The 15,884-nt window shown below is 63.6% G+C and carries 28 protein-coding genes and 1 pseudogene; all 29 read right to left on the minus strand.

Going from position 1 to position 15,884, the window contains the following annotated elements; genetic code table 11:
• Positions 1 to 20 precede the first annotated feature (20 nt).
• The 29 genes and pseudogenes from rpsD to rpsG all read right to left on the minus strand — a co-directional run bounded on the left by rpsD (position 21) and on the right by rpsG (position 15,873).
• Positions 21 to 641, minus strand: coding sequence for a 30S ribosomal protein S4 (gene rpsD, locus TVNIR_RS12015; RefSeq protein ID WP_015259308.1), 621 nt, complete (start codon positions 639 to 641; stop codon positions 21 to 23).
• A 21-nt stretch (positions 642 to 662) separates the two neighbouring features.
• On the minus strand, positions 663 to 1,052 hold the full coding sequence (gene rpsK, locus TVNIR_RS12020; RefSeq protein ID WP_006747244.1) for a 30S ribosomal protein S11: 390 nt from the start codon (positions 1,050 to 1,052) through the stop codon (positions 663 to 665).
• Positions 1,053 to 1,071: 19 nt separating this feature from the next.
• A complete protein-coding gene (gene rpsM / locus TVNIR_RS12025) occupies positions 1,072 to 1,428 on the minus strand; it encodes a 30S ribosomal protein S13 (protein ID WP_015259309.1) in 357 nt (118 codons plus the stop codon).
• Between the two features lie 66 nt (positions 1,429 to 1,494).
• A pseudogene (gene rpmJ, locus TVNIR_RS19185) lies at positions 1,495 to 1,609 on the minus strand (50S ribosomal protein L36).
• A 21-nt stretch (positions 1,610 to 1,630) separates the two neighbouring features.
• Positions 1,631 to 2,974, minus strand: coding sequence for a preprotein translocase subunit SecY (gene secY / locus TVNIR_RS12030; protein ID WP_015259310.1), 1,344 nt, complete (start codon positions 2,972 to 2,974; stop codon positions 1,631 to 1,633).
• A 2-nt stretch (positions 2,975 to 2,976) separates the two neighbouring features.
• Positions 2,977 to 3,408: a 50S ribosomal protein L15 gene (gene rplO / locus TVNIR_RS12035; protein ID WP_015259311.1), complete on the minus strand. Its 432-nt coding sequence runs from the start codon at positions 3,406 to 3,408 to the stop codon at positions 2,977 to 2,979.
• Positions 3,409 to 3,410: 2 nt separating this feature from the next.
• Positions 3,411 to 3,590: a 50S ribosomal protein L30 gene (rpmD, locus tag TVNIR_RS12040; RefSeq protein WP_006747240.1), complete on the minus strand. Its 180-nt coding sequence runs from the start codon at positions 3,588 to 3,590 to the stop codon at positions 3,411 to 3,413.
• Between the two features lie 2 nt (positions 3,591 to 3,592).
• Positions 3,593 to 4,099: a 30S ribosomal protein S5 gene (gene rpsE / locus TVNIR_RS12045; protein ID WP_015259313.1), complete on the minus strand. Its 507-nt coding sequence runs from the start codon at positions 4,097 to 4,099 to the stop codon at positions 3,593 to 3,595.
• 27 nt (positions 4,100 to 4,126) lie between these two features.
• Positions 4,127 to 4,480 carry a 50S ribosomal protein L18 gene (gene rplR / locus TVNIR_RS12050; RefSeq protein ID WP_015259314.1) on the minus strand — a complete coding sequence of 118 codons (354 nt, stop codon included), beginning with the start codon at positions 4,478 to 4,480 and terminating at the stop codon, positions 4,127 to 4,129.
• Positions 4,481 to 4,489: 9 nt separating this feature from the next.
• On the minus strand, positions 4,490 to 5,020 hold the full coding sequence (rplF, locus tag TVNIR_RS12055; protein WP_015259315.1) for a 50S ribosomal protein L6: 531 nt from the start codon (positions 5,018 to 5,020) through the stop codon (positions 4,490 to 4,492).
• Between the two features lie 10 nt (positions 5,021 to 5,030).
• On the minus strand, positions 5,031 to 5,423 hold the full coding sequence (gene rpsH / locus TVNIR_RS12060; protein ID WP_015259316.1) for a 30S ribosomal protein S8: 393 nt from the start codon (positions 5,421 to 5,423) through the stop codon (positions 5,031 to 5,033).
• 13 nt (positions 5,424 to 5,436) lie between these two features.
• Positions 5,437 to 5,742, minus strand: coding sequence for a 30S ribosomal protein S14 (gene rpsN / locus TVNIR_RS12065; protein WP_015259317.1), 306 nt, complete (start codon positions 5,740 to 5,742; stop codon positions 5,437 to 5,439).
• A gap of 16 nt (positions 5,743 to 5,758) precedes the next feature.
• Entirely contained in the window at positions 5,759 to 6,298 is a 540-nt protein-coding gene (gene rplE / locus TVNIR_RS12070) for a 50S ribosomal protein L5 (protein WP_015259318.1), read from the minus strand.
• Positions 6,299 to 6,315: 17 nt separating this feature from the next.
• On the minus strand, positions 6,316 to 6,633 hold the full coding sequence (rplX, locus tag TVNIR_RS12075) for a 50S ribosomal protein L24 (protein ID WP_015259319.1): 318 nt from the start codon (positions 6,631 to 6,633) through the stop codon (positions 6,316 to 6,318).
• A gap of 8 nt (positions 6,634 to 6,641) precedes the next feature.
• A complete protein-coding gene (gene rplN / locus TVNIR_RS12080) occupies positions 6,642 to 7,010 on the minus strand; it encodes a 50S ribosomal protein L14 (RefSeq protein ID WP_006747232.1) in 369 nt (122 codons plus the stop codon).
• Positions 7,011 to 7,039: 29 nt separating this feature from the next.
• Positions 7,040 to 7,306, minus strand: a complete 267-nt coding sequence (rpsQ, locus tag TVNIR_RS12085; protein WP_015259320.1) for a 30S ribosomal protein S17 — start codon at positions 7,304 to 7,306, stop codon at positions 7,040 to 7,042.
• A gap of 4 nt (positions 7,307 to 7,310) precedes the next feature.
• Positions 7,311 to 7,505: a 50S ribosomal protein L29 gene (gene rpmC, locus TVNIR_RS12090; RefSeq protein WP_043739690.1), complete on the minus strand. Its 195-nt coding sequence runs from the start codon at positions 7,503 to 7,505 to the stop codon at positions 7,311 to 7,313.
• On the minus strand, positions 7,505 to 7,918 hold the full coding sequence (gene rplP, locus TVNIR_RS12095) for a 50S ribosomal protein L16 (RefSeq protein ID WP_006747229.1): 414 nt from the start codon (positions 7,916 to 7,918) through the stop codon (positions 7,505 to 7,507). Before rplP ends, rpmC begins: the two co-directional genes overlap by 1 nt.
• Positions 7,919 to 7,927: 9 nt before the next feature.
• Positions 7,928 to 8,605, minus strand: a complete 678-nt coding sequence (rpsC, locus tag TVNIR_RS12100) for a 30S ribosomal protein S3 (protein WP_015259322.1) — start codon at positions 8,603 to 8,605, stop codon at positions 7,928 to 7,930.
• 2 nt (positions 8,606 to 8,607) lie between these two features.
• The gene (rplV, locus tag TVNIR_RS12105) at positions 8,608 to 8,958 is read right to left on the minus strand and encodes a 50S ribosomal protein L22 (RefSeq protein WP_015259323.1); all 351 of its coding nucleotides are present in this window, start codon (positions 8,956 to 8,958) and stop codon (positions 8,608 to 8,610) included.
• A 9-nt stretch (positions 8,959 to 8,967) separates the two neighbouring features.
• Complete coding sequence (rpsS, locus tag TVNIR_RS12110; protein WP_015259324.1) at positions 8,968 to 9,240, minus strand: 30S ribosomal protein S19; 273 nt, start codon at positions 9,238 to 9,240, stop codon at positions 8,968 to 8,970.
• Between the two features lie 12 nt (positions 9,241 to 9,252).
• Positions 9,253 to 10,074, minus strand: coding sequence for a 50S ribosomal protein L2 (rplB, locus tag TVNIR_RS12115; RefSeq protein WP_015259325.1), 822 nt, complete (start codon positions 10,072 to 10,074; stop codon positions 9,253 to 9,255).
• Between the two features lie 3 nt (positions 10,075 to 10,077).
• Entirely contained in the window at positions 10,078 to 10,374 is a 297-nt protein-coding gene (rplW, locus tag TVNIR_RS12120) for a 50S ribosomal protein L23 (protein WP_015259326.1), read from the minus strand.
• The gene (rplD, locus tag TVNIR_RS12125; protein WP_015259327.1) at positions 10,371 to 10,976 is read right to left on the minus strand and encodes a 50S ribosomal protein L4; all 606 of its coding nucleotides are present in this window, start codon (positions 10,974 to 10,976) and stop codon (positions 10,371 to 10,373) included. Before rplD ends, rplW begins: the two co-directional genes overlap by 4 nt.
• A 4-nt stretch (positions 10,977 to 10,980) precedes the next feature.
• Positions 10,981 to 11,625, minus strand: coding sequence for a 50S ribosomal protein L3 (gene rplC / locus TVNIR_RS12130; RefSeq protein ID WP_015259328.1), 645 nt, complete (start codon positions 11,623 to 11,625; stop codon positions 10,981 to 10,983).
• A gap of 114 nt (positions 11,626 to 11,739) precedes the next feature.
• On the minus strand, positions 11,740 to 12,051 hold the full coding sequence (rpsJ, locus tag TVNIR_RS12135) for a 30S ribosomal protein S10 (protein WP_006747221.1): 312 nt from the start codon (positions 12,049 to 12,051) through the stop codon (positions 11,740 to 11,742).
• A 5-nt stretch (positions 12,052 to 12,056) separates the two neighbouring features.
• Positions 12,057 to 13,247: an elongation factor Tu gene (gene tuf / locus TVNIR_RS12140; protein ID WP_015259329.1), complete on the minus strand. Its 1,191-nt coding sequence runs from the start codon at positions 13,245 to 13,247 to the stop codon at positions 12,057 to 12,059.
• 42 nt (positions 13,248 to 13,289) lie between these two features.
• The gene (fusA, locus tag TVNIR_RS12145; RefSeq protein WP_015259330.1) at positions 13,290 to 15,386 is read right to left on the minus strand and encodes an elongation factor G; all 2,097 of its coding nucleotides are present in this window, start codon (positions 15,384 to 15,386) and stop codon (positions 13,290 to 13,292) included.
• A 19-nt stretch (positions 15,387 to 15,405) separates the two neighbouring features.
• Positions 15,406 to 15,873, minus strand: a complete 468-nt coding sequence (gene rpsG, locus TVNIR_RS12150) for a 30S ribosomal protein S7 (protein ID WP_015259331.1) — start codon at positions 15,871 to 15,873, stop codon at positions 15,406 to 15,408.
• Positions 15,874 to 15,884 lie beyond the last annotated feature (11 nt).

Here is a 15,884-nt window from a genome sequence, read left to right on the forward strand (position 1 = left end):
TTCCACTCCCGCCGCGAGGCTCACTTCGAGTACAGCTCGACCACCAGCGACTCATTGATGTCGGCGGGCAGGTCGGAGCGATCGGGAAACGCCTTGAACACGCCTTCCAGCTTGCCACTGTCCACCTCGATCCAGCTCGGAATCCCTGCCTGCTCCGCCAGCGTCACCGCGTCCTTAATCCGAACCTGCTTGCGCGCCCCCTCCCGCACGCTGATCACGTCGGCCGGCGACACCTGGTAGGAGGCAATGTTAACGGTGCGCCCGTTCACCAGGATCGCGCGATGCGACACCAACTGGCGCGCCTCGGCCCGCGTGCAGCCAAAGCCCATCCGGTACACGACATTGTCCAGCCGCCCTTCGAGCAGGCGCAGCAGATTCTCGCCGGTCGACCCCTTGAGCCGCGACGCTTCCTTGTAGTAGTTTCGGAACTGCTTCTCGAGCACGCCGTAGGTACGGCGCAGCTTCTGCTTCTCGCGCAGCTGCACGCCGTAATCCGACAGACGCGTGCGCCGGTCCCCATGCTGGCCGGGCGGCTTGTCGAGCTTGCATTTCGTTTCCAGCGCACGGGCTCGGCTCTTGAGCCCCAGGTCCCCGCCTTCGCGCCGGGACAGCTTGCATTTCGGTCCAGTGTAACGGGCCATAGATCAGAACTCCGGGTCGGTTTAGACGCGCCGCTTCTTGGGCGGACGGCAGCCGTTGTGCGGAATGGGGGTGATGTCGCTGATGTTCGTGATCTTGAAGCCCACGTTGTTCAGCGCGCGCACCGCCGACTCACGGCCGGGACCCGGCCCCTTCACCAGCACCTCGAGGTTTTTCACGCCGTGCTCCTGCGCCGCGCTGCCCGCACGCTCCGCCGCCACCTGCGCAGCAAACGGCGTCGACTTTCGCGAACCCCGGAAACCGGAACCACCCGACGTCGCCCAGCTCAGCGTATTACCCTGCCGATCGGTGATCGTGATGATCGTGTTATTGAAGGAGGCATAGACATGCGCCACGCCCTCGGCCACGTTCTTGCGGACCTTTTTCTTGGTCCTCGACTGCGGTTGTGCCATTGACTAGATCCCAGGAAAATTACTTGCGAATCGGACGGCGGGGACCCTTGCGGGTGCGCGCATTCGTACGGGTGCGCTGCCCGCGCAGCGGCAGGCCTCGCCGGTGCCGCAGCCCGCGGTAGCAGCCGAGGTCCATCAGCCGCTTGATGTTCATGTTGATCTCGCGGCGCAGATCACCCTCGACCGCGAGCCGCCCGACCTCGGCGCGCAGACTCTCGATCTCGGCATCCGTCAGATCCCGGACCTTGATGTCTCCCCGAACCCCTGCCGCCTGGCAGATCTGCAGCGACCGGGTCCTGCCGATGCCGTAGATCGACGTCAGCGCGATCACGGTGTGCTTCTGGTCCGGAATGTTGATACCTGCGACGCGGGCCATCCAAACTCTCCATCAAAACGGCAAAGCCGGCTATTCTAACCGAAAATCAGAAACCGCTCAAGGCGTTCAACCTTGGCGCTGCTTGTGGCGGGGGTCCGAGCAGATCACCCGAACGACCCCCGTGGCGCCGGATCAGCTTGCAGTTGCGGCAGATCGGCTTGACAGATGCTCGTACTTTCATTGCTTCGCTCTCCGAAATTCCCTAGCGGATATTGGTTCCGCCAAAACCTTTGAGATTCGCCTTGCGCATCAGACCTTCGTACTGGTGCGACATCAGGTGTGCCTGCAGCTGTGCCATGAAATCCATCGTCACGATCACGATGATCAGCAGCGACGTTCCCCCGAAATAGAACGGTACGTTCCAGTACAGGATCAAAAACTCCGGCAGCAGACACACCGCGGTGATGTAGATCGCCCCGACCGTCGTCAGCCGCGTCATCACGCCGTCAATGAACCGCTCGGTCTGCACGCCCGGCCGAATCCCCGGGATGAACGCCCCCTGCTTCTTCAGGTTCTCGGCCGTCTCACGCGAATTGAACACGAGCGCGGTATAGAAAAAGCAGAAGAAGATGATTGCCGCCGCGTAAAACGTGACGTACAGCGGCTGGCCGGGCGCAAGGGTCGTCGAGATCTCGCGAAGCCATCCCATGCCTTCCGCCTGACCGAACCATTGTCCCAGCGTTGCCGGGAACAGGATGATGCTCGATGCAAAGATCGGCGGAATCACCCCGGCCATGTTCAGTTTCAGCGGCAGGTGGCTAGACTGCCCACCGATCACCTTGCGGCCTACCTGGCGCTTGGCATAGTTGATCGTGATCCGCCGTTGCCCGCGTTCGACGAAGACCACGAACGCGGTAACCGCGAGCGCGAGGACCAGCAGGATAACCACGAATGCAGCCGCAAGTTCCCCCGTTCGGGCGAGCTCGAGCGTACCGCCGATCGCCGCCGGAAGACCCGCGACGATGCCCGCAAAGATGATGATCGAGATCCCGTTGCCGATCCCCCGTTCGGTAATCTGCTCGCCCAGCCAAACAAGGAACATGGTCCCGGTCACCAGCGACACCACCACCGTCGGGATGAAGATGTGCGACGGAATCAGCGCCATCGGCATTCCCTGGATCGTCTGCCCGTTGAGCGCAATCGCGATCCCGATACTCTGAAACAGCGCGAGGAACACGGTGCCGTAACGCGTGTACTGCGTGATCTTCCGCCGCCCCGATTCGCCCTCCTTCTTCAGTTGCTGCAGGTAGGGGACGGTCGCCGCCAGCAACTGCATGATGATCGCCGCGGAGATATAGGGCATGACCCCGAGCGCGAAGATCGACAGGCGCTCCAGCGCACCTCCCGAGAACATGTTGAACATGTCCAGGATGGTGCCGCTGTGCTGCTCGAAGAAGCTCGAGACCGCAACCGGGTTGATCCCCGGGACCGGAATGAACGTGCCGATACGGTAGACGACCAGCGCCCCGAGCACGAACAGCAGCCGTTGCCGAAGCTCGGAAAACCCCGTCAGTCCTGCACCCCTCGCTGCGGCTCCACGTGCCATGATTACCCCTCGACGCGCCCGCCGGCGGCCTCGATCGCGGCCTTCGCGCCGGCCGTGACGCCGATGCCGAGCACGACGACGGCTTTATCGATGGAACCCGACGCAAACACCTTCGCTCGCGCTGCGTTACCCGAAATCAGCCCGGCACCCTTGAGCGACTCGAGGGTCACGTCGCCTGAGACCTTCGCCAGCTCGTGCAGCCGGACCTCGGCGGTGACCAGCGCGCTGCGGGAACGGAAGCCGACCTTCGGCAACCGGCGCTGCAGCGGCATCTGGCCGCCCTCGAATCCGACCTTGTGATAGCCGCCCGAGCGAGATTTCTGCCCCTTGTGGCCGCGGCCTCCGGTCTTGCCCAGCCCGGACCCGATCCCCCGCCCGAGCCTCTTGCCCTTGGACCGCGATCCCGGAACCGGCAGCAGTTCATTCATGCGCATGGTCAGACCTCCTCGACCTTGAGCAGGTAGGCGACCTTGCGCACCATGCCCAGATTCTCCGGCGTGGCATCCACCACCGAGGTACTTTGCGTGCGGCGCAGGCCGAGCCCGCGCACGCAGGCCTTGTGATTGGCCAGGCGGCCCGCAGTCGACCGCACCAGCGTAAGCTTGAGCTTGTTCATCATCAACCCGTGATTTCTTCGAGCGTCTTGCCGCGCTTGGCCGCGACCCACTCCGGATCATGCACCGCACCCAGACCGTCGATCGTGGCCTGCACGACGTTGATCGGATTGCGCGAACCGACGCATTTGGCGAGCACGTTCCGCACCCCGGCGACCTCGAGCACGGCACGCATCGCGCCACCGGCGATCACCCCGGTGCCCTCCGACGCCGGCTGCATGAATACCGTTGCGGCACCATGGCGGCCATTGATCGCGTAGTGCAGCGTGCCGTCGCGCAGCGACACGGTTTTCATGTTCTGGCGCGCCTGCTGCATCGCCTTCTGGATCGCCAGCGGCACCTCGCGTGCCTTGCCATAGCCGTAGCCCACGCGGCCGTCGCCGTCACCGACCACGGTCAGCGCAGCGAAACGGAATTGCCGGCCGCCTTTCACGACCTTGGCCACCCGGTTCACGCTGATCAGTTTTTCCTGCAGCCCGTCCGTGGCTTCACTTGCTTCGTTACGTGCCATTGCTCTCTCCGTTGCTACCCGATCCGCTCAGAACGTGAGACCACCCTCGCGGGCGGCATCGGCCAGGGCCTGTACGCGACCGTGATAGCGGAAACCCGAACGGTCGAAGGCCACGCGATCGACCCCGACCTGCCGGGCCCTTTCCGCGATCAGCTTTCCTACCCGCGTCGCCGCATCGACGTTGCCGGTATATTTGACATCGCCCCGCACCGCGGACTCCGCGGTGGACGCCGCCGCGAGCACGCGCTCGCCGCCGGGGGCGATGACCTGCGCATAGATATGCCGCGGGGTCCGGTGTACACAGAGGCGGTGCACGCCCAGCTCCCGGATCTTGAACCGCGCGCGGCGCGCCCTTCTGAGTCTCGACTCTTTCTTGTCCACGGATCTACCCTACTTCTTCTTGGCTTCTTTGCGAAGGATGCGCTCACCTTTGTACTTCACGCCCTTGCCCTTGTAGGGCTCCGGCGGCCGGAAGGCGCGGATGTTGGCGGCGACCTGCCCCACCTGCTGGCAGTCGTGGCCCTTGACCACGATCTCGGTCTGGCTCGGCGTATCGATCGTCACGCCGTCCGGCACCTCGAATGCGATCGGGTGCGAAAACCCCAGGTTGAGGTTCAGTACCTTGCCCTGGGCCTGAGCGCGGTATCCGACACCGACCAATTCCAGGCCGCGCTCGAATCCCTGACTCACGCCGTGAACGTGGTTCCCCAGCAGAGAGCGCACGGTGCCGGCAAGCGCGCCGTTGGCCGCGTCCGCGGCCGCTGCCACGGACACCACGTTCCCGTCGACCGAGACCTCGACGGCATCCGGGCGGGCCATCGCAATGGTCCCTTTCGGACCCTTCACGGTGATCTCCTGCTCGGTCAACTCCAAGGTGACCCCGGCGGGAAGGTTCAGCGGTCGTTTTGCTACCCGAGACATCGCGTTTTCCTCAGTAGATCTTGCAGAGCACTTCGCCGCCCTGCCCCAAAGCCCGCGCCGCACGATCCGTCATCACCCCTTTCGGAGTGGAGACGATCGCAACGCCCAGGCCGGCGTTGATTTTTGGCAGATCGTCCTTGCCCCGATAGATCCGCAGCCCGGGCCGGCTGATCCGCTGCAGGTTCTCGATCACGCCCTGACCCTGGAAGTATTTCAGCGTCACGTGCAGCTGCCTCGAGGCACCGTCGCCCTCGGCGCTGACGTCCCCCACGTAGCCTTCCTCCGCGAACACCTTCAGGATCGCTTCCTTGGTGCGGCTGTAGGGCACGACCACGCTCTTCTTTTGCGCTCGCTGCGCGTTGCGCACGCGTGTAAGCATGTCGGCAATCGTATCGGTCATCATCTCGTCTGTCTCCTTACCAACTCGCCTTGCGCAAGCCCGGGATCTCGCCGCGCATTGCGAACTCGCGCAGCTTGTTCCGGCCCAGACCGAACCGCCGATAGTACCCCTTCGGCCGCCCCGTCAGCCCACAGCGATTGCGCTGGCGCACCGCGCTGGAATCACGCGGCAGCTTCTGCAAGGCTTGCATTGCCGCCAGCCGCTCTTCGCCCGGCAGGGACTCGTCGAGGATTTTCGTCTTCAACTCGGCGCGCCGCGCGGCATACTTCGCCACCAGCCGGGCACGCTTCTGTTCGCGCTGCATCATCGAAATCTTTGCCATCTCTCGAAACCTCGGGTTACTGCCGGAACGGAAAACGGAAGGCCGCAAGCAGCGCTTTCGCTTCCTCGTCGCTCTTCGCATCGGTGGTGATGGTGATATCCATCCCGCGAATCTTGTCGACCCGGTCGTAATCGATTTCCGGGAAGATGATCTGTTCCTTGACGCCCAGGCTGTAGTTGCCCCGGCCATCGAACGCGCGCGGACTGAAGCCACGGAAGTCGCGCACCCGCGGCAGCGCGACATTGATCAGCCGGTCCAGAAACTCGTACATCCGACGCCGGCGCAACGTGACCTTGCATCCGATCGGATACCCGTCGCGGATCTTGAACCCCGCGATCGATTTTCGCGCCTTGGTCACAACCGGCTTCTGCCCGGCAATCGCGGACATATCGGCCAGCGCGTGCTCGATCACCTTCTTGTCGGCGACCGCGTCGCCCAAACCCATGTTCAGCGTGACCTTCGTGATGCGCGGAACCTCCATCACGTTCTGGTACTGAAACTGTTCCTGCAGGGCCGGCACGACCGACTCCAGGTACTGCGCTCTCAAACGTTCCATGGCTCTCTTTCTCGCCCTTATGCGTCGACGACTTCGCCGTTCGAGCGAAACACCCGAACCTTGCGCCCGTCTTCGAGGGTCTTGAAGGAAACCCGGTCACCCTTGGCGGTGGCGGGATTGAAAAGCATCACGTTGGAAACATCGATCGGCATCTCTTTCTCGATAATGCCGCCGGTCCGCCCCATGTTGGGGTTTGGCTTCTGATGTTTCTTCACCATATTGATGTTCTGGACCAGGACGCGGTCGCCCTCGAGTGACCGCAGCACGGTACCCCGACGGCCCTTGTCCTTGCCCGTGATCACGATCACGTCATCGCCCTTGCGGATTTTTTTCATGGCCTGCCTCACAGTACTTCCGGGGCCAGCGAGATGATCTTCATGAACTTCTCGCCGCGCAGTTCGCGGGTCACCGGGCCGAAAATCCGGGTGCCAATCGGCTGCAGCTGGTTGTTCAGCAGCACCGCGGCATTCCGGTCGAATCGAATCACCGAGCCGTCCGGGCGCCGGACCCCCGCCGCGGTACGCACGACGACCGCGTTGTAGACGTCGCCCTTCTTCACCTTCCCGCGCGGGATCGCGTCCTTGACGCTGACCTTGATCACGTCACCGACCCGCGCATACCGGCGGTGGGATCCACCCAGCACCTTGATACACTGCACCCGGCGGGCGCCGCTGTTGTCGGCGGCCTCCAGAACGGTCTGCATCTGAATCATGACTTAACTCTCCAACGATTGGCGCCGGCTCATGCCTGGGCGCGGCTGACCACTTCGACCAGCGCAAAGCGCTTGAGGCGCGACAGCGGCCGGCACTCACGCACCCGCACGGTATCCCCCAGGCGCGACTCGTTACCCTCGTCGTGCACGTACAGCCGGGTGCTCCGCCGGATGAACTTACCGTACAGCGGATGCCGCACGCGGCGCTCCACCAGCACGGTCCGGGTCTTGTTCGCCTTGTCACTCACCACACGCCCGATGATCGAACGCTGGGTCTTCGACATTTCGTCGCTCATGTTCTTATCCTGCCGCCTTGCGTTCGTTCATCAGCGTCTTGATCTGAGCGATCTCGCGCCGAACCTTTTTCACACGGTCCGGACGCGCAAGCTGTCCAACCGCCTTCTGCATGCGCAGCGCGAACTGTTCCTGATACAGGCCCTGCAGCTCTTCGCCGAGCTCCGAGTCGCTCTTAATCTTCAGATCCGCGAACTTCATCACATCACCTGCCTGCGCGTGAACGTCGTCTTGATCGGCAGCTTCGCGGCTGCCAGGCGGAACGCCTCGCGCGCGGTCTCCTCGTTGACCCCTTCCATTTCATACAGCACGCGTCCCGGCTGGATCTTGCACACCCAGTACTCGACGTTGCCCTTGCCCTTCCCCATCCGAACCTCGAGCGGCTTCTTCGAGACGGGCACGTCCGGGAACACCCGGATCCAGATCTTGCCGCCACGCTTGATGTGGCGGACCATCGCTCGCCGCGCCGCCTCGATCTGGCGCGCGGTGATCCGCCCCCGGTCCACCGCCTGGAGGCCGAACTCGCCGAAGCTCACCTTCGCCCCGACGGTCGCGAGGCCGCGGTTCTTGCCCTTGAACTGTTTGCGGAACTTGGTTCTTTTTGGCTGCAGCATGTCGATGTCCTAGTTCGCGGTCGCGGGCCTGGCTTCCGACGCACCGTCGAGGCCGAAAACTTCACCCTTGAAAATCCAGACCTTGATCCCGATCACGCCGTAGGTCGTCTTGGCCTCGGCGAACCCGTAGTCGATGTCGGCACGCAGGGTATGCAGCGGCACCCGGCCCTCCCGATACCACTCCGAGCGCGCGATCTCGGCGCCGTTCAGGCGCCCCGAGACGTGCACCTTCACGCCCTGGGCACCGAGACGCTGTGCGTTACCGACCGCACGCTTCATCGCGCGCCGGAACATGATCCGGCGCTCGAGCTGCTGTGCAATCCCCTCGGCCACCAACTGGGCATCGACCTCCGGCTTGCGGATCTCCTCGATGTTGATCTTGACGTTTGCGATCTCCAGCCCCAGGCGAGCGGCTACCTGGCGCCGCAATGCCTCGATGTCCTCGCCCTTCTTTCCGATCACGATGCCCGGGCGCGCGGTGTGAATGGTCACGTGCGCGGCGCGCGAGGGCCGCTCGATCTGGACGCGGCTCACCGACGCGTGCGCGAGACGCTTGCGCAGGAACGAGCGCAGTTCGAGATCGCTGTTCAGCGTCTTTCCGAAGCTGTTCCCGTCTTCGTACCACACTGCCGCCCAGGGGCGCGAGATACCGAGACGAATGCCGGTTGGATGTACCTTCTGGCCCATGGTTATTTCGCCCCCTTCTCGCTGACGCCAATCAGGATGTGGCTGGTACGTTTCAGGATGCGGTTGCCACGGCCCTTGGCGCGCGCGTGCATCCGTTTCAGCGTCGGGCCCTGGTCGACCTGGATCCGGCTGACCCGCAGCTCGTCGACATCGGCCCCGTCGTTGTTCTCCGCATTGGCGATGGCGGACTCGAGCACCTTCTTGAGCATCGACGCCGCCTTCTTCGGGCTGAAGCCGAGTTCGTTCAGTGCCTGCTCCACCTTCTTGCCCCGAATCTGATTCGCGACCAGACGGGCCTTCTGCGGCGAGATCCGGGCGAACCGCAGCTTCGCGATCGTTTCTTGCGTTTCCATCACAGTTCCTTAGCGCGACTTCTTGTTGGCCACATGGCCCTTGAAAGTCCGGGTCGCGGCGAACTCGCCGAGCTTGTGCCCGACCATGTTCTCGGTCACCAGCACCGGCACATGCTGCCGGCCGTTGTGCACCGCCAGTGTCAGACCGACCATCTGCGGAATGATCATCGACCGGCGCGACCAGGTCTTGATCGGCCGCCGGTCGTTCTTTTCCACGGCAACGTCGACCTTCTTGAGCAGGTGATGGTCGACGAACGGACCCTTTTTCAGTGAACGCGGCATGATCGAGCTCCGTTACTTCTTGTGCCGACGCACGATCATGCGGTCGGTACGCTTGTTGTTTCGGGTCTTGTAACCCTTCGTCGGCACACCCCAAGGGGTGACCGGATGTTTCCCGAAGTTCCGACCCTCGCCGCCGCCGTGCGGGTGGTCGACCGGGTTCATCGCGGTGCCGCGCACCGTCGGACGCACCCCGACCCATCGCTTGGCGCCGGCCTTGCCGAATTTCCGCAGGCTGTGCCCACTGTTGCCGACCTCTCCGACCACCGCGCGACACTCGGCGGGCACCCGGCGCATCTCGCCGGAACGCAGCCGCAGCGTCGCGAGCCGCCCCTCCCTTGCAACCAACTGCACCGAGGTGCCGGCGGAGCGCGCGATCTGCGCACCTTTGCCCGGTTTCATTTCGACACAGTGAACGACGGTGCCAACAGGGATCGCGCGAAGCTCCATTGCGTTTCCTGGGCGCACCGGGGCCTGGCTTCCGCTCTGCAGCGTGTCCCCGGGCTGGACCCCTTTCGGCGCGATGATGTAGCGGCGCTCGCCGTCTGCATATTTCAGCAGCGCCAGATGCGCACTGCGGTTCGGGTCATATTCGAGCCGTTCGACCTGCGCCGGAACGTTGTCTTTGTTGCGCCTGAAGTCGACGAGCCGGTAATGCTGTTTATGGCCGCCACCGACGTGGCGCACTGTGATCCGCCCGCGGTTGTTGCGCCCGCCGGTCCGTGCCTTCTTCTCGAGCAGCGGCCCGTACGGCGCACCGGAATGCAGCTCCGGGGTGCGGATCTGAACCGCGTGGCGGCGCCCCGCCGACGTGGGATTGGTCTTGATGATCGCCATGACTTACACCTGATCCCCTTCGCCCAGTTCGATTTTCTCGCCGGGAGCGAGCGACACGTAGGCTTTCTTCCAGTGGTTCCTACGGCCCAGCCGACCACCGAATCGCTTCACCTTGCCGGCCATGTTCAGTGTCCGCACCGACTGCACCTTGACTTCGAAAATCTTCTCCACGGCCTGCTGGATTTCGTGCTTGGTGGCGTCGGGACGCACCCGGAACACGTGGGTGCCGGTTTCGCCCGCCGCCGTCGATTTCTCAGAGACCACCGGCCCCAGGATCACCTGCAACAAACGCGGGTTCATGCCAGCCACTCCTCAACGCGCTTCGCCGCGTCTGCGGTCATCACCACGACCTCCGCACCCACCAGGCGTACGGGATTCAGCTCGGCCGCGGTCACGACATCAATGTTCGGTATGTTGCGCAGCGCCAACCACGTCGGCCCGTGCCGCTCGCCCACCACCACCAGGCCCGATTCCAGGGCCAGCGCCCGCAGCGCCGCTGCCGCATCGCGGGTCTTCCCCGAATCAACCCGGAAGCTTTCGACCAGCTTCAGACGCTCCTGGCGCAGCAACTCCGACAGAATCGAAGCCATCGCGGCGCGATACATCTTGCGGTTCAGCTTCTGGCTGAAGTCCCGCGTGCTGGCGGCAAAGACCTTGCCACCTCCGCGCCATAGCGGACTGCGGATGGTTCCGGCACGCGCGCGCCCGGTGCCCTTCTGACGAAACGGCTTGATCCCGCCACCGCTCACCTCAGTCCGGCCCTTCTGCGCACGGGTTCCGGCGCGTGCGCCGGCGAGTTGCGCGACGACACTCTGGTGAACCAGCGACTCGTTGAATTCCCGCTCGAAGCAGGCGGCCGACAGCTCGACTGCGGTGGCGGTATCTGCGGTTATGACTTGCATCGTTCTATCCCTTGGCCTTGACGGCGGGGCGGACCATCACGTCGGCGCTCGGCGCCCCCGGCACCGCGCCGTGGATCAGCAGCAGCCCCCGCTCGCTGTCCACGCGCACGACCTTCAGATTCTGCACGGTCTTGCGGGCATCGCCCATGTGGCCCGCCATCTTCTTGTTCTTGAACACCCGGCCCGGCGTTTGGTTCTGCCCGATGGAACCCGGCGCCCGGTGTGCTCGCGAGTTGCCGTGGGTCGCATCCTGCATCCGGAAGTTATGACGCTTCACGACGCCCTGGAAGCCCTTGCCCTTGCTGCGCGCGGTCACGTCGACCAGCTGGCCCTCGCTGAACAGGTCAACACCGAGCTCGTCCCCGGCGGCCATCCCATCGAGCCGTTCGCGGCCCACGCGGAACTCCCAGAGGCCGCGCCCCGGCTGCACCGCCGCCTTCGCGAAATGCCCGGCCGCCGGCTTGCCTACCCGCGAAGGCTTGCGTGCGCCGGCGGTCAGCTGCACGGCGTCGTAGCCGTCCCTGTCCGAACGCTTGACCTGCACCACGCGGTTGTGGCCCACCTGCACCACGGTCACCGGCAGGGAGGCGCCATCCTCGGTGAAGACGCGCGTCATCCCGAGCTTGCGACCGATGAGTCCAAGAGACATTGCTAAACCCCTTCCTGATTCGAATGCGCCGCAAGGGCGCCCTAAAGCCGTGGCCCGGCGACACGAAACCCGCCGGGCCACGGAAAGCCACGTATTATGACAGAAAAAAGGCCGTTAGTTAAGCCTGATTTGCACATTTACGCCCGCGGCCAGATCCAGCTTCATCAACGCATCAACCGTCTTGTCGGTTGGATCGAGGATGTCCATCAGCCGTTTGTGCGTCCGGAGTTCGTACTGGTCACGCGCATCCTTGTTGACATGCGGAGAGATCAGCACGGTATAGAGTTCCCGCTTGGTCGGCAGCGGGATCGGCCCCTTCACCCGGGCGCCGGTGCGCTTCGCGGTCTCGACGATCTCCGCGGCGGAGCGGTCGATCAGTCGATGATCGAAGGCCTTGAGACGAATTCGGATACGCTGGTTTGCCATGTTGCTCACTCGATGATCTTGGAGACGACGCCGGCGCCGACGGTACGGCCGCCCTCGCGGATCGCGAAGCGCAGCCCGTCTTCCATCGCAATCGGGGCAATCAGCGACACCGTCATCTTCACGTTGTCACCCGGCATCACCATCTCCACGCCTTCCGGAAGATCGCAGGAACCCGTCACGTCCGTCGTCCGAAAATAAAACTGCGGACGATAACCATTGAAAAACGGCGTGTGACGACCACCCTCGTCCTTGCCCAGGATGTACACCTCCGCCTCGAACTTCGTGTGCGGCGTGATCGAACCCGGCTTGCACAGCACCTGACCGCGCTCCACCTCGTCACGCTTCGTCCCGCGCAGCAGCACGCCCACGTTGTCCCCGGCCTGCCCCTGGTCCAGCAGCTTGCGGAACATCTCCACGCCCGTCACCGTGGTCTTCTGCGTGTCGCGAATGCCGACAATCTCGACCTCGTCGCCCACCTTCACGATCCCACGCTCGACCCGACCCGTCACCACCGTGCCACGCCCGGAAATCGAAAACACATCCTCCACCGGCATCAAAAACGCACCGTCCACCGCACGCTCCGGCTCCGGAATGTACGAGTCCAGCGCCGCCACCAGCTTCTCGATCGACTGCGAACCAATCTCGCTGTCGTCCCCCTCCAGCGCCTTCAGCGCCGAACCGGTCACGATCGGCGTGTCGTCCCCGGGGAAATCGTAACTCGACAGCAAATCCCGAACCTCCATCTCCACCAGCTCGAGCAGCTCGGCGTCGTCCACCATGTCCGCCTTGTTCAAGTACACCACGATGTACGGAACCCCCACCTGCCGCGCCAGCAGAATATGCTCCCGCGTCTGCGGCATCGGACCGTCCGCCGCCGAAACCACCAGAATCGCACCGTCCATCTGCGCCGCACCGGTGATCATGTTCTTCACGTAGTCCGCGTGCCCCGGACAGTCCACGTGCGCGTAATGCCGCTGGTCGGTCTCGTACTCGACATGCGCCGTCGCAATCGTGATCCCGCGCGCCTTCTCCTCCGGCGCGTTGTCAATCTGGTCGTAGGCCTTCGACTCGCCACCAAACTTCTTCCCCTGCACCACCGTCAACGCCGCCGTCAGCGTCGTCTTCCCGTGGTCCACGTGACCAATCGTTCCCACATTCACATGCGGCTTCTTACGCTCGAATTTTTCCTTGGACACAGCACGAACCTCTTGAACTTGTTTTCTGGTGACTGATGATGATCAGGAAGCCTTCTTGATGACGGCCTCGGCCACGTTGGCCGGCGCCTCGGCATACTTCAGGAACTCCATCGAGTAGGTCGCTCGACCCTGCGACATCGAGCGCAGCGACGTAGAGTACCCGAACATCTCGGACAGCGGCACCTCGGCGCGCAGCAGCTTCTGGCCGGCCACGTCCTCCATGCCCTGAATCATACCGCGGCGCCGGTTCAGGTCGCCCATCACGTCGCCCATATAGTCTTCCGGCGTTTCGACCTCGACTTTCATCATCGGCTCGAGCAATACCGCGCCCGCCTTCAGCGCACCTTCCTTGAAGGCCATGGAACCCGCGATCTTGAACGCCATCTCCGAGGAATCGACATCGTGGTAGGAACCGTCGAACAGCGTCACCTTCACGTCGACCATCGGGTAGCCTGCAAGCACGCCATTGCCCATCTGCTCCTGAATGCCCTTGTCGACAGCTGGGATGTAATCCTTGGGTACGACACCGCCGACGATCGCATTCTCGAACTTGTAGCCCGCACCATGCTCCTGCGGCTCGAGCCGGACCCAGACGTGGCCGTACTGGCCGCGACCGCCCGACTGGCGCACGAACTTGCCTTCCTGCTCCACGGTCTTGCGGATCGTCTCGCGGTACGCCACCTGCGGCTGGCCGATGTTGGCATCGACCTTGAACTCGCGCCGGAGGCGATCGACGATGATCTCCAAATGGAGTTCGCCCATCCCCGAGATGATCGTCTGGCCCGACTCCTCGTCGGTACGCACGCGGAACGACGGATCCTCCTGCGCCAGCTTGTTCAGCGCCAGACCCATCTTCTCCTGGTCGGTCTTCGTCTTGGGCTCCACCGCGATCGAGATCACCGGTTCGGGGAATTCCATCCGCTCGAGCTCTACCGGCGAGTTGACGGCGCACAGCGTGGTGCCGGTGTAGATGTCCTTCAGACCCACACACGCGGCGATGTCACCCGCGCGCAGCTCTTTGATTTCTTCGCGGTTGTTCGCGTGCATCTGCAGGATGCGCCCGATGCGTTCCTTGTTCCCGTTCTGGCTGTTGAGCACGGTGTCGCCGGCGTTCAGCACGCCCGAATAGACGCGCACGAACGTCAGGCTGCCGACAAACGGGTCGGTCATGATCTTGAACGCGAGCGCAGCGAACGGCTCGTCGTCGTCGGCATGCCGCTCGACCGGCTCGTCCGTACCGGCTTTCACACCCTTGATCGCCATCACCTCTTCCGGTGACGGCAGAAACTCGATCACCGCGTCGAGCATCGCCTGAACGCCCTTGTTCTTGAACGCGGTGCCACAAAGCATCGGGAAGATCTCGAGGTTGATCGTGCGCTGACGCAGACCGGCCTTGATCTCGTCCTCGGAGAGTTCCCCACCTTCGAGGTACTTCTCCATCAGTTCTTCGTTGGCCTCGGCGGCGGCCTCCACCAGATTCTCGCGCCACTGCGCCGCGTCGTCCTGCAGCTCGGCGGGAATGTCGCGGTACTCGAAAGTGACGCCCCGATCTTCTTCGTTCCAATAGATCGACTTCATCTTGACGAGATCGATCACGCCCTTGAAATTCTCCTCCGCGCCGATCGGCAGCTGGATCGGGACCGGATTGGCGTTCAGCCGCTCGCGCATCTGCTCGTAGACACGCAGGAAATTCGCGCCCGCGCGGTCCATCTTGTTCACGAAGGCGAGCCGGGGCACCTTGTACTTGGTCGCCTGGCGCCAGACCGTCTCGGACTGCGGCTGAACGCCGCCGACTGCGCAGTAGACCATGCAGGCGCCGTCGAGCACGCGCATCGAGCGCTCCACCTCGATTGTGAAGTCGACGTGCCCGGGCGTATCGATGATATTCACTCGGTGTTCCGGGAACTGCTGCGCCATCCCGGACCAGAAACAGGTGGTCGCCGCGGAGGTGATCGTGATTCCACGCTCCTGCTCCTGCTCCATCCAGTCCATCGTCGCGGCACCGTCGTGCACCTCGCCGATCTTGTGCGAAATCCCGGTGTAGAACAGGATGCGCTCGGTCGTGGTGGTCTTGCCTGCGTCGATGTGCGCGCTGATCCCGATGTTCCGGTAGCGCTTGATGGGGGTCTTGCGTGCCACGATCAGCCTCTCTGTTTGCTTACCAACGGAAATGAGCGAACGCCTTGTTCGCTTCCGCCATGCGGTGGGTATCCTCGCGCTTCTTCACGGCTGAGCCCTTGCTGTCCGCCGCGTCCATCAGCTCACCGGCAAGCTTCAGCGGCATCGAGCGCTCGCCTCGCTTTCGTGCAGCCTCGACCAGCCAGCGCATTGCCAGCGCGTCCTGGCGCACCGCGCGCACTTCCACCGGAACCTGGTAGGTCGCACCGCCGACCCGCCGCGACTTGACCTCGACCCGCGGCCGTACGTTGTCCAGCGCCTTGTCGAGCACATCGACACCATCGCCGCGCTTGGTTTCGATCTGGTCGAGGGCACCGTAGACCACGCCTTCGGCCACGGACTTCTTGCCATCACGCATCACGGTATTGATGAACTTCGCCAAGCGCTCGCTCCCGAACTTGGGATCGGGAAGGATCTGGCGCTTCGGAGCCTCTGATCTTCTGGACATGAATGTCTTCC

Origin of the sequence: Thioalkalivibrio nitratireducens DSM 14787, assembly GCF_000321415.2 — a bacterium.
GTDB lineage: Bacteria > Pseudomonadota > Gammaproteobacteria > Ectothiorhodospirales > Ectothiorhodospiraceae > Thioalkalivibrio > Thioalkalivibrio nitratireducens.

Excerpts from the sequence above, each read along its gene's own strand:
- rplE (WP_015259318.1), bottom strand. The coding sequence starts at position 6,298 with ATGGAACGTTTGAGAGCGCAGTACCTGGAGTCGGTCGTGCCGGCCCTG.
- rpsG (WP_015259331.1), bottom strand. The coding sequence starts at position 15,873 with ATGTCCAGAAGATCAGAGGCTCCGAAGCGCCAGATCCTTCCCGATCCC.
- rplX (WP_015259319.1), bottom strand. The coding sequence starts at position 6,633 with ATGAAAAAAATCCGCAAGGGCGATGACGTGATCGTGATCACGGGCAAG.
- rpsQ (WP_015259320.1), bottom strand. The coding sequence starts at position 7,306 with ATGAGCGACGAAATGTCGAAGACCCAGCGTTCGATCATCGGGCGTGTG.
- rplP (WP_006747229.1), bottom strand. The coding sequence starts at position 7,918 with ATGCTGCAGCCAAAAAGAACCAAGTTCCGCAAACAGTTCAAGGGCAAG.
- rpmD (WP_006747240.1), bottom strand. The coding sequence starts at position 3,590 with ATGAACAAGCTCAAGCTTACGCTGGTGCGGTCGACTGCGGGCCGCCTG.
- rpsD (WP_015259308.1), bottom strand. The coding sequence starts at position 641 with ATGGCCCGTTACACTGGACCGAAATGCAAGCTGTCCCGGCGCGAAGGC.
- rplW (WP_015259326.1), bottom strand. The coding sequence starts at position 10,374 with ATGAACCCGCGTTTGTTGCAGGTGATCCTGGGGCCGGTGGTCTCTGAG.
- rplB (WP_015259325.1), bottom strand. The coding sequence starts at position 10,074 with ATGGCGATCATCAAGACCAATCCCACGTCGGCGGGGCGCCGCCACGCG.
- rpsJ (WP_006747221.1), bottom strand. The coding sequence starts at position 12,051 with ATGGCAAACCAGCGTATCCGAATTCGTCTCAAGGCCTTCGATCATCGA.
- rplN (WP_006747232.1), bottom strand. The coding sequence starts at position 7,010 with ATGATTCAGATGCAGACCGTTCTGGAGGCCGCCGACAACAGCGGCGCC.
- rpsS (WP_015259324.1), bottom strand. The coding sequence starts at position 9,240 with ATGCCGCGTTCACTGAAAAAGGGTCCGTTCGTCGACCATCACCTGCTC.
- rplO (WP_015259311.1), bottom strand. The coding sequence starts at position 3,408 with ATGCGCATGAATGAACTGCTGCCGGTTCCGGGATCGCGGTCCAAGGGC.
- rpsK (WP_006747244.1), bottom strand. The coding sequence starts at position 1,052 with ATGGCACAACCGCAGTCGAGGACCAAGAAAAAGGTCCGCAAGAACGTG.
- rpsN (WP_015259317.1), bottom strand. The coding sequence starts at position 5,742 with ATGGCAAAGATTTCGATGATGCAGCGCGAACAGAAGCGTGCCCGGCTG.
- rpmC (WP_043739690.1), bottom strand. The coding sequence starts at position 7,505 with ATGAAGTTCGCGGATCTGAAGATTAAGAGCGACTCGGAGCTCGGCGAA.
- rpsC (WP_015259322.1), bottom strand. The coding sequence starts at position 8,605 with ATGGGCCAGAAGGTACATCCAACCGGCATTCGTCTCGGTATCTCGCGC.
- rplC (WP_015259328.1), bottom strand. The coding sequence starts at position 11,625 with ATGTCTCTTGGACTCATCGGTCGCAAGCTCGGGATGACGCGCGTCTTC.
- rpsH (WP_015259316.1), bottom strand. The coding sequence starts at position 5,423 with ATGATGACCGATACGATTGCCGACATGCTTACACGCGTGCGCAACGCG.
- rpsM (WP_015259309.1), bottom strand. The coding sequence starts at position 1,428 with ATGGCCCGCGTCGCAGGTATCAACATTCCGGACCAGAAGCACACCGTG.
- rpsE (WP_015259313.1), bottom strand. The coding sequence starts at position 4,099 with ATGGCACGTAACGAAGCAAGTGAAGCCACGGACGGGCTGCAGGAAAAA.
- rplV (WP_015259323.1), bottom strand. The coding sequence starts at position 8,958 with ATGGAAACGCAAGAAACGATCGCGAAGCTGCGGTTCGCCCGGATCTCG.
- secY (WP_015259310.1), bottom strand. The coding sequence starts at position 2,974 with ATGGCACGTGGAGCCGCAGCGAGGGGTGCAGGACTGACGGGGTTTTCC.
- rplD (WP_015259327.1), bottom strand. The coding sequence starts at position 10,976 with ATGCAAGTCATAACCGCAGATACCGCCACCGCAGTCGAGCTGTCGGCC.
- rplF (WP_015259315.1), bottom strand. The coding sequence starts at position 5,020 with ATGTCTCGGGTAGCAAAACGACCGCTGAACCTTCCCGCCGGGGTCACC.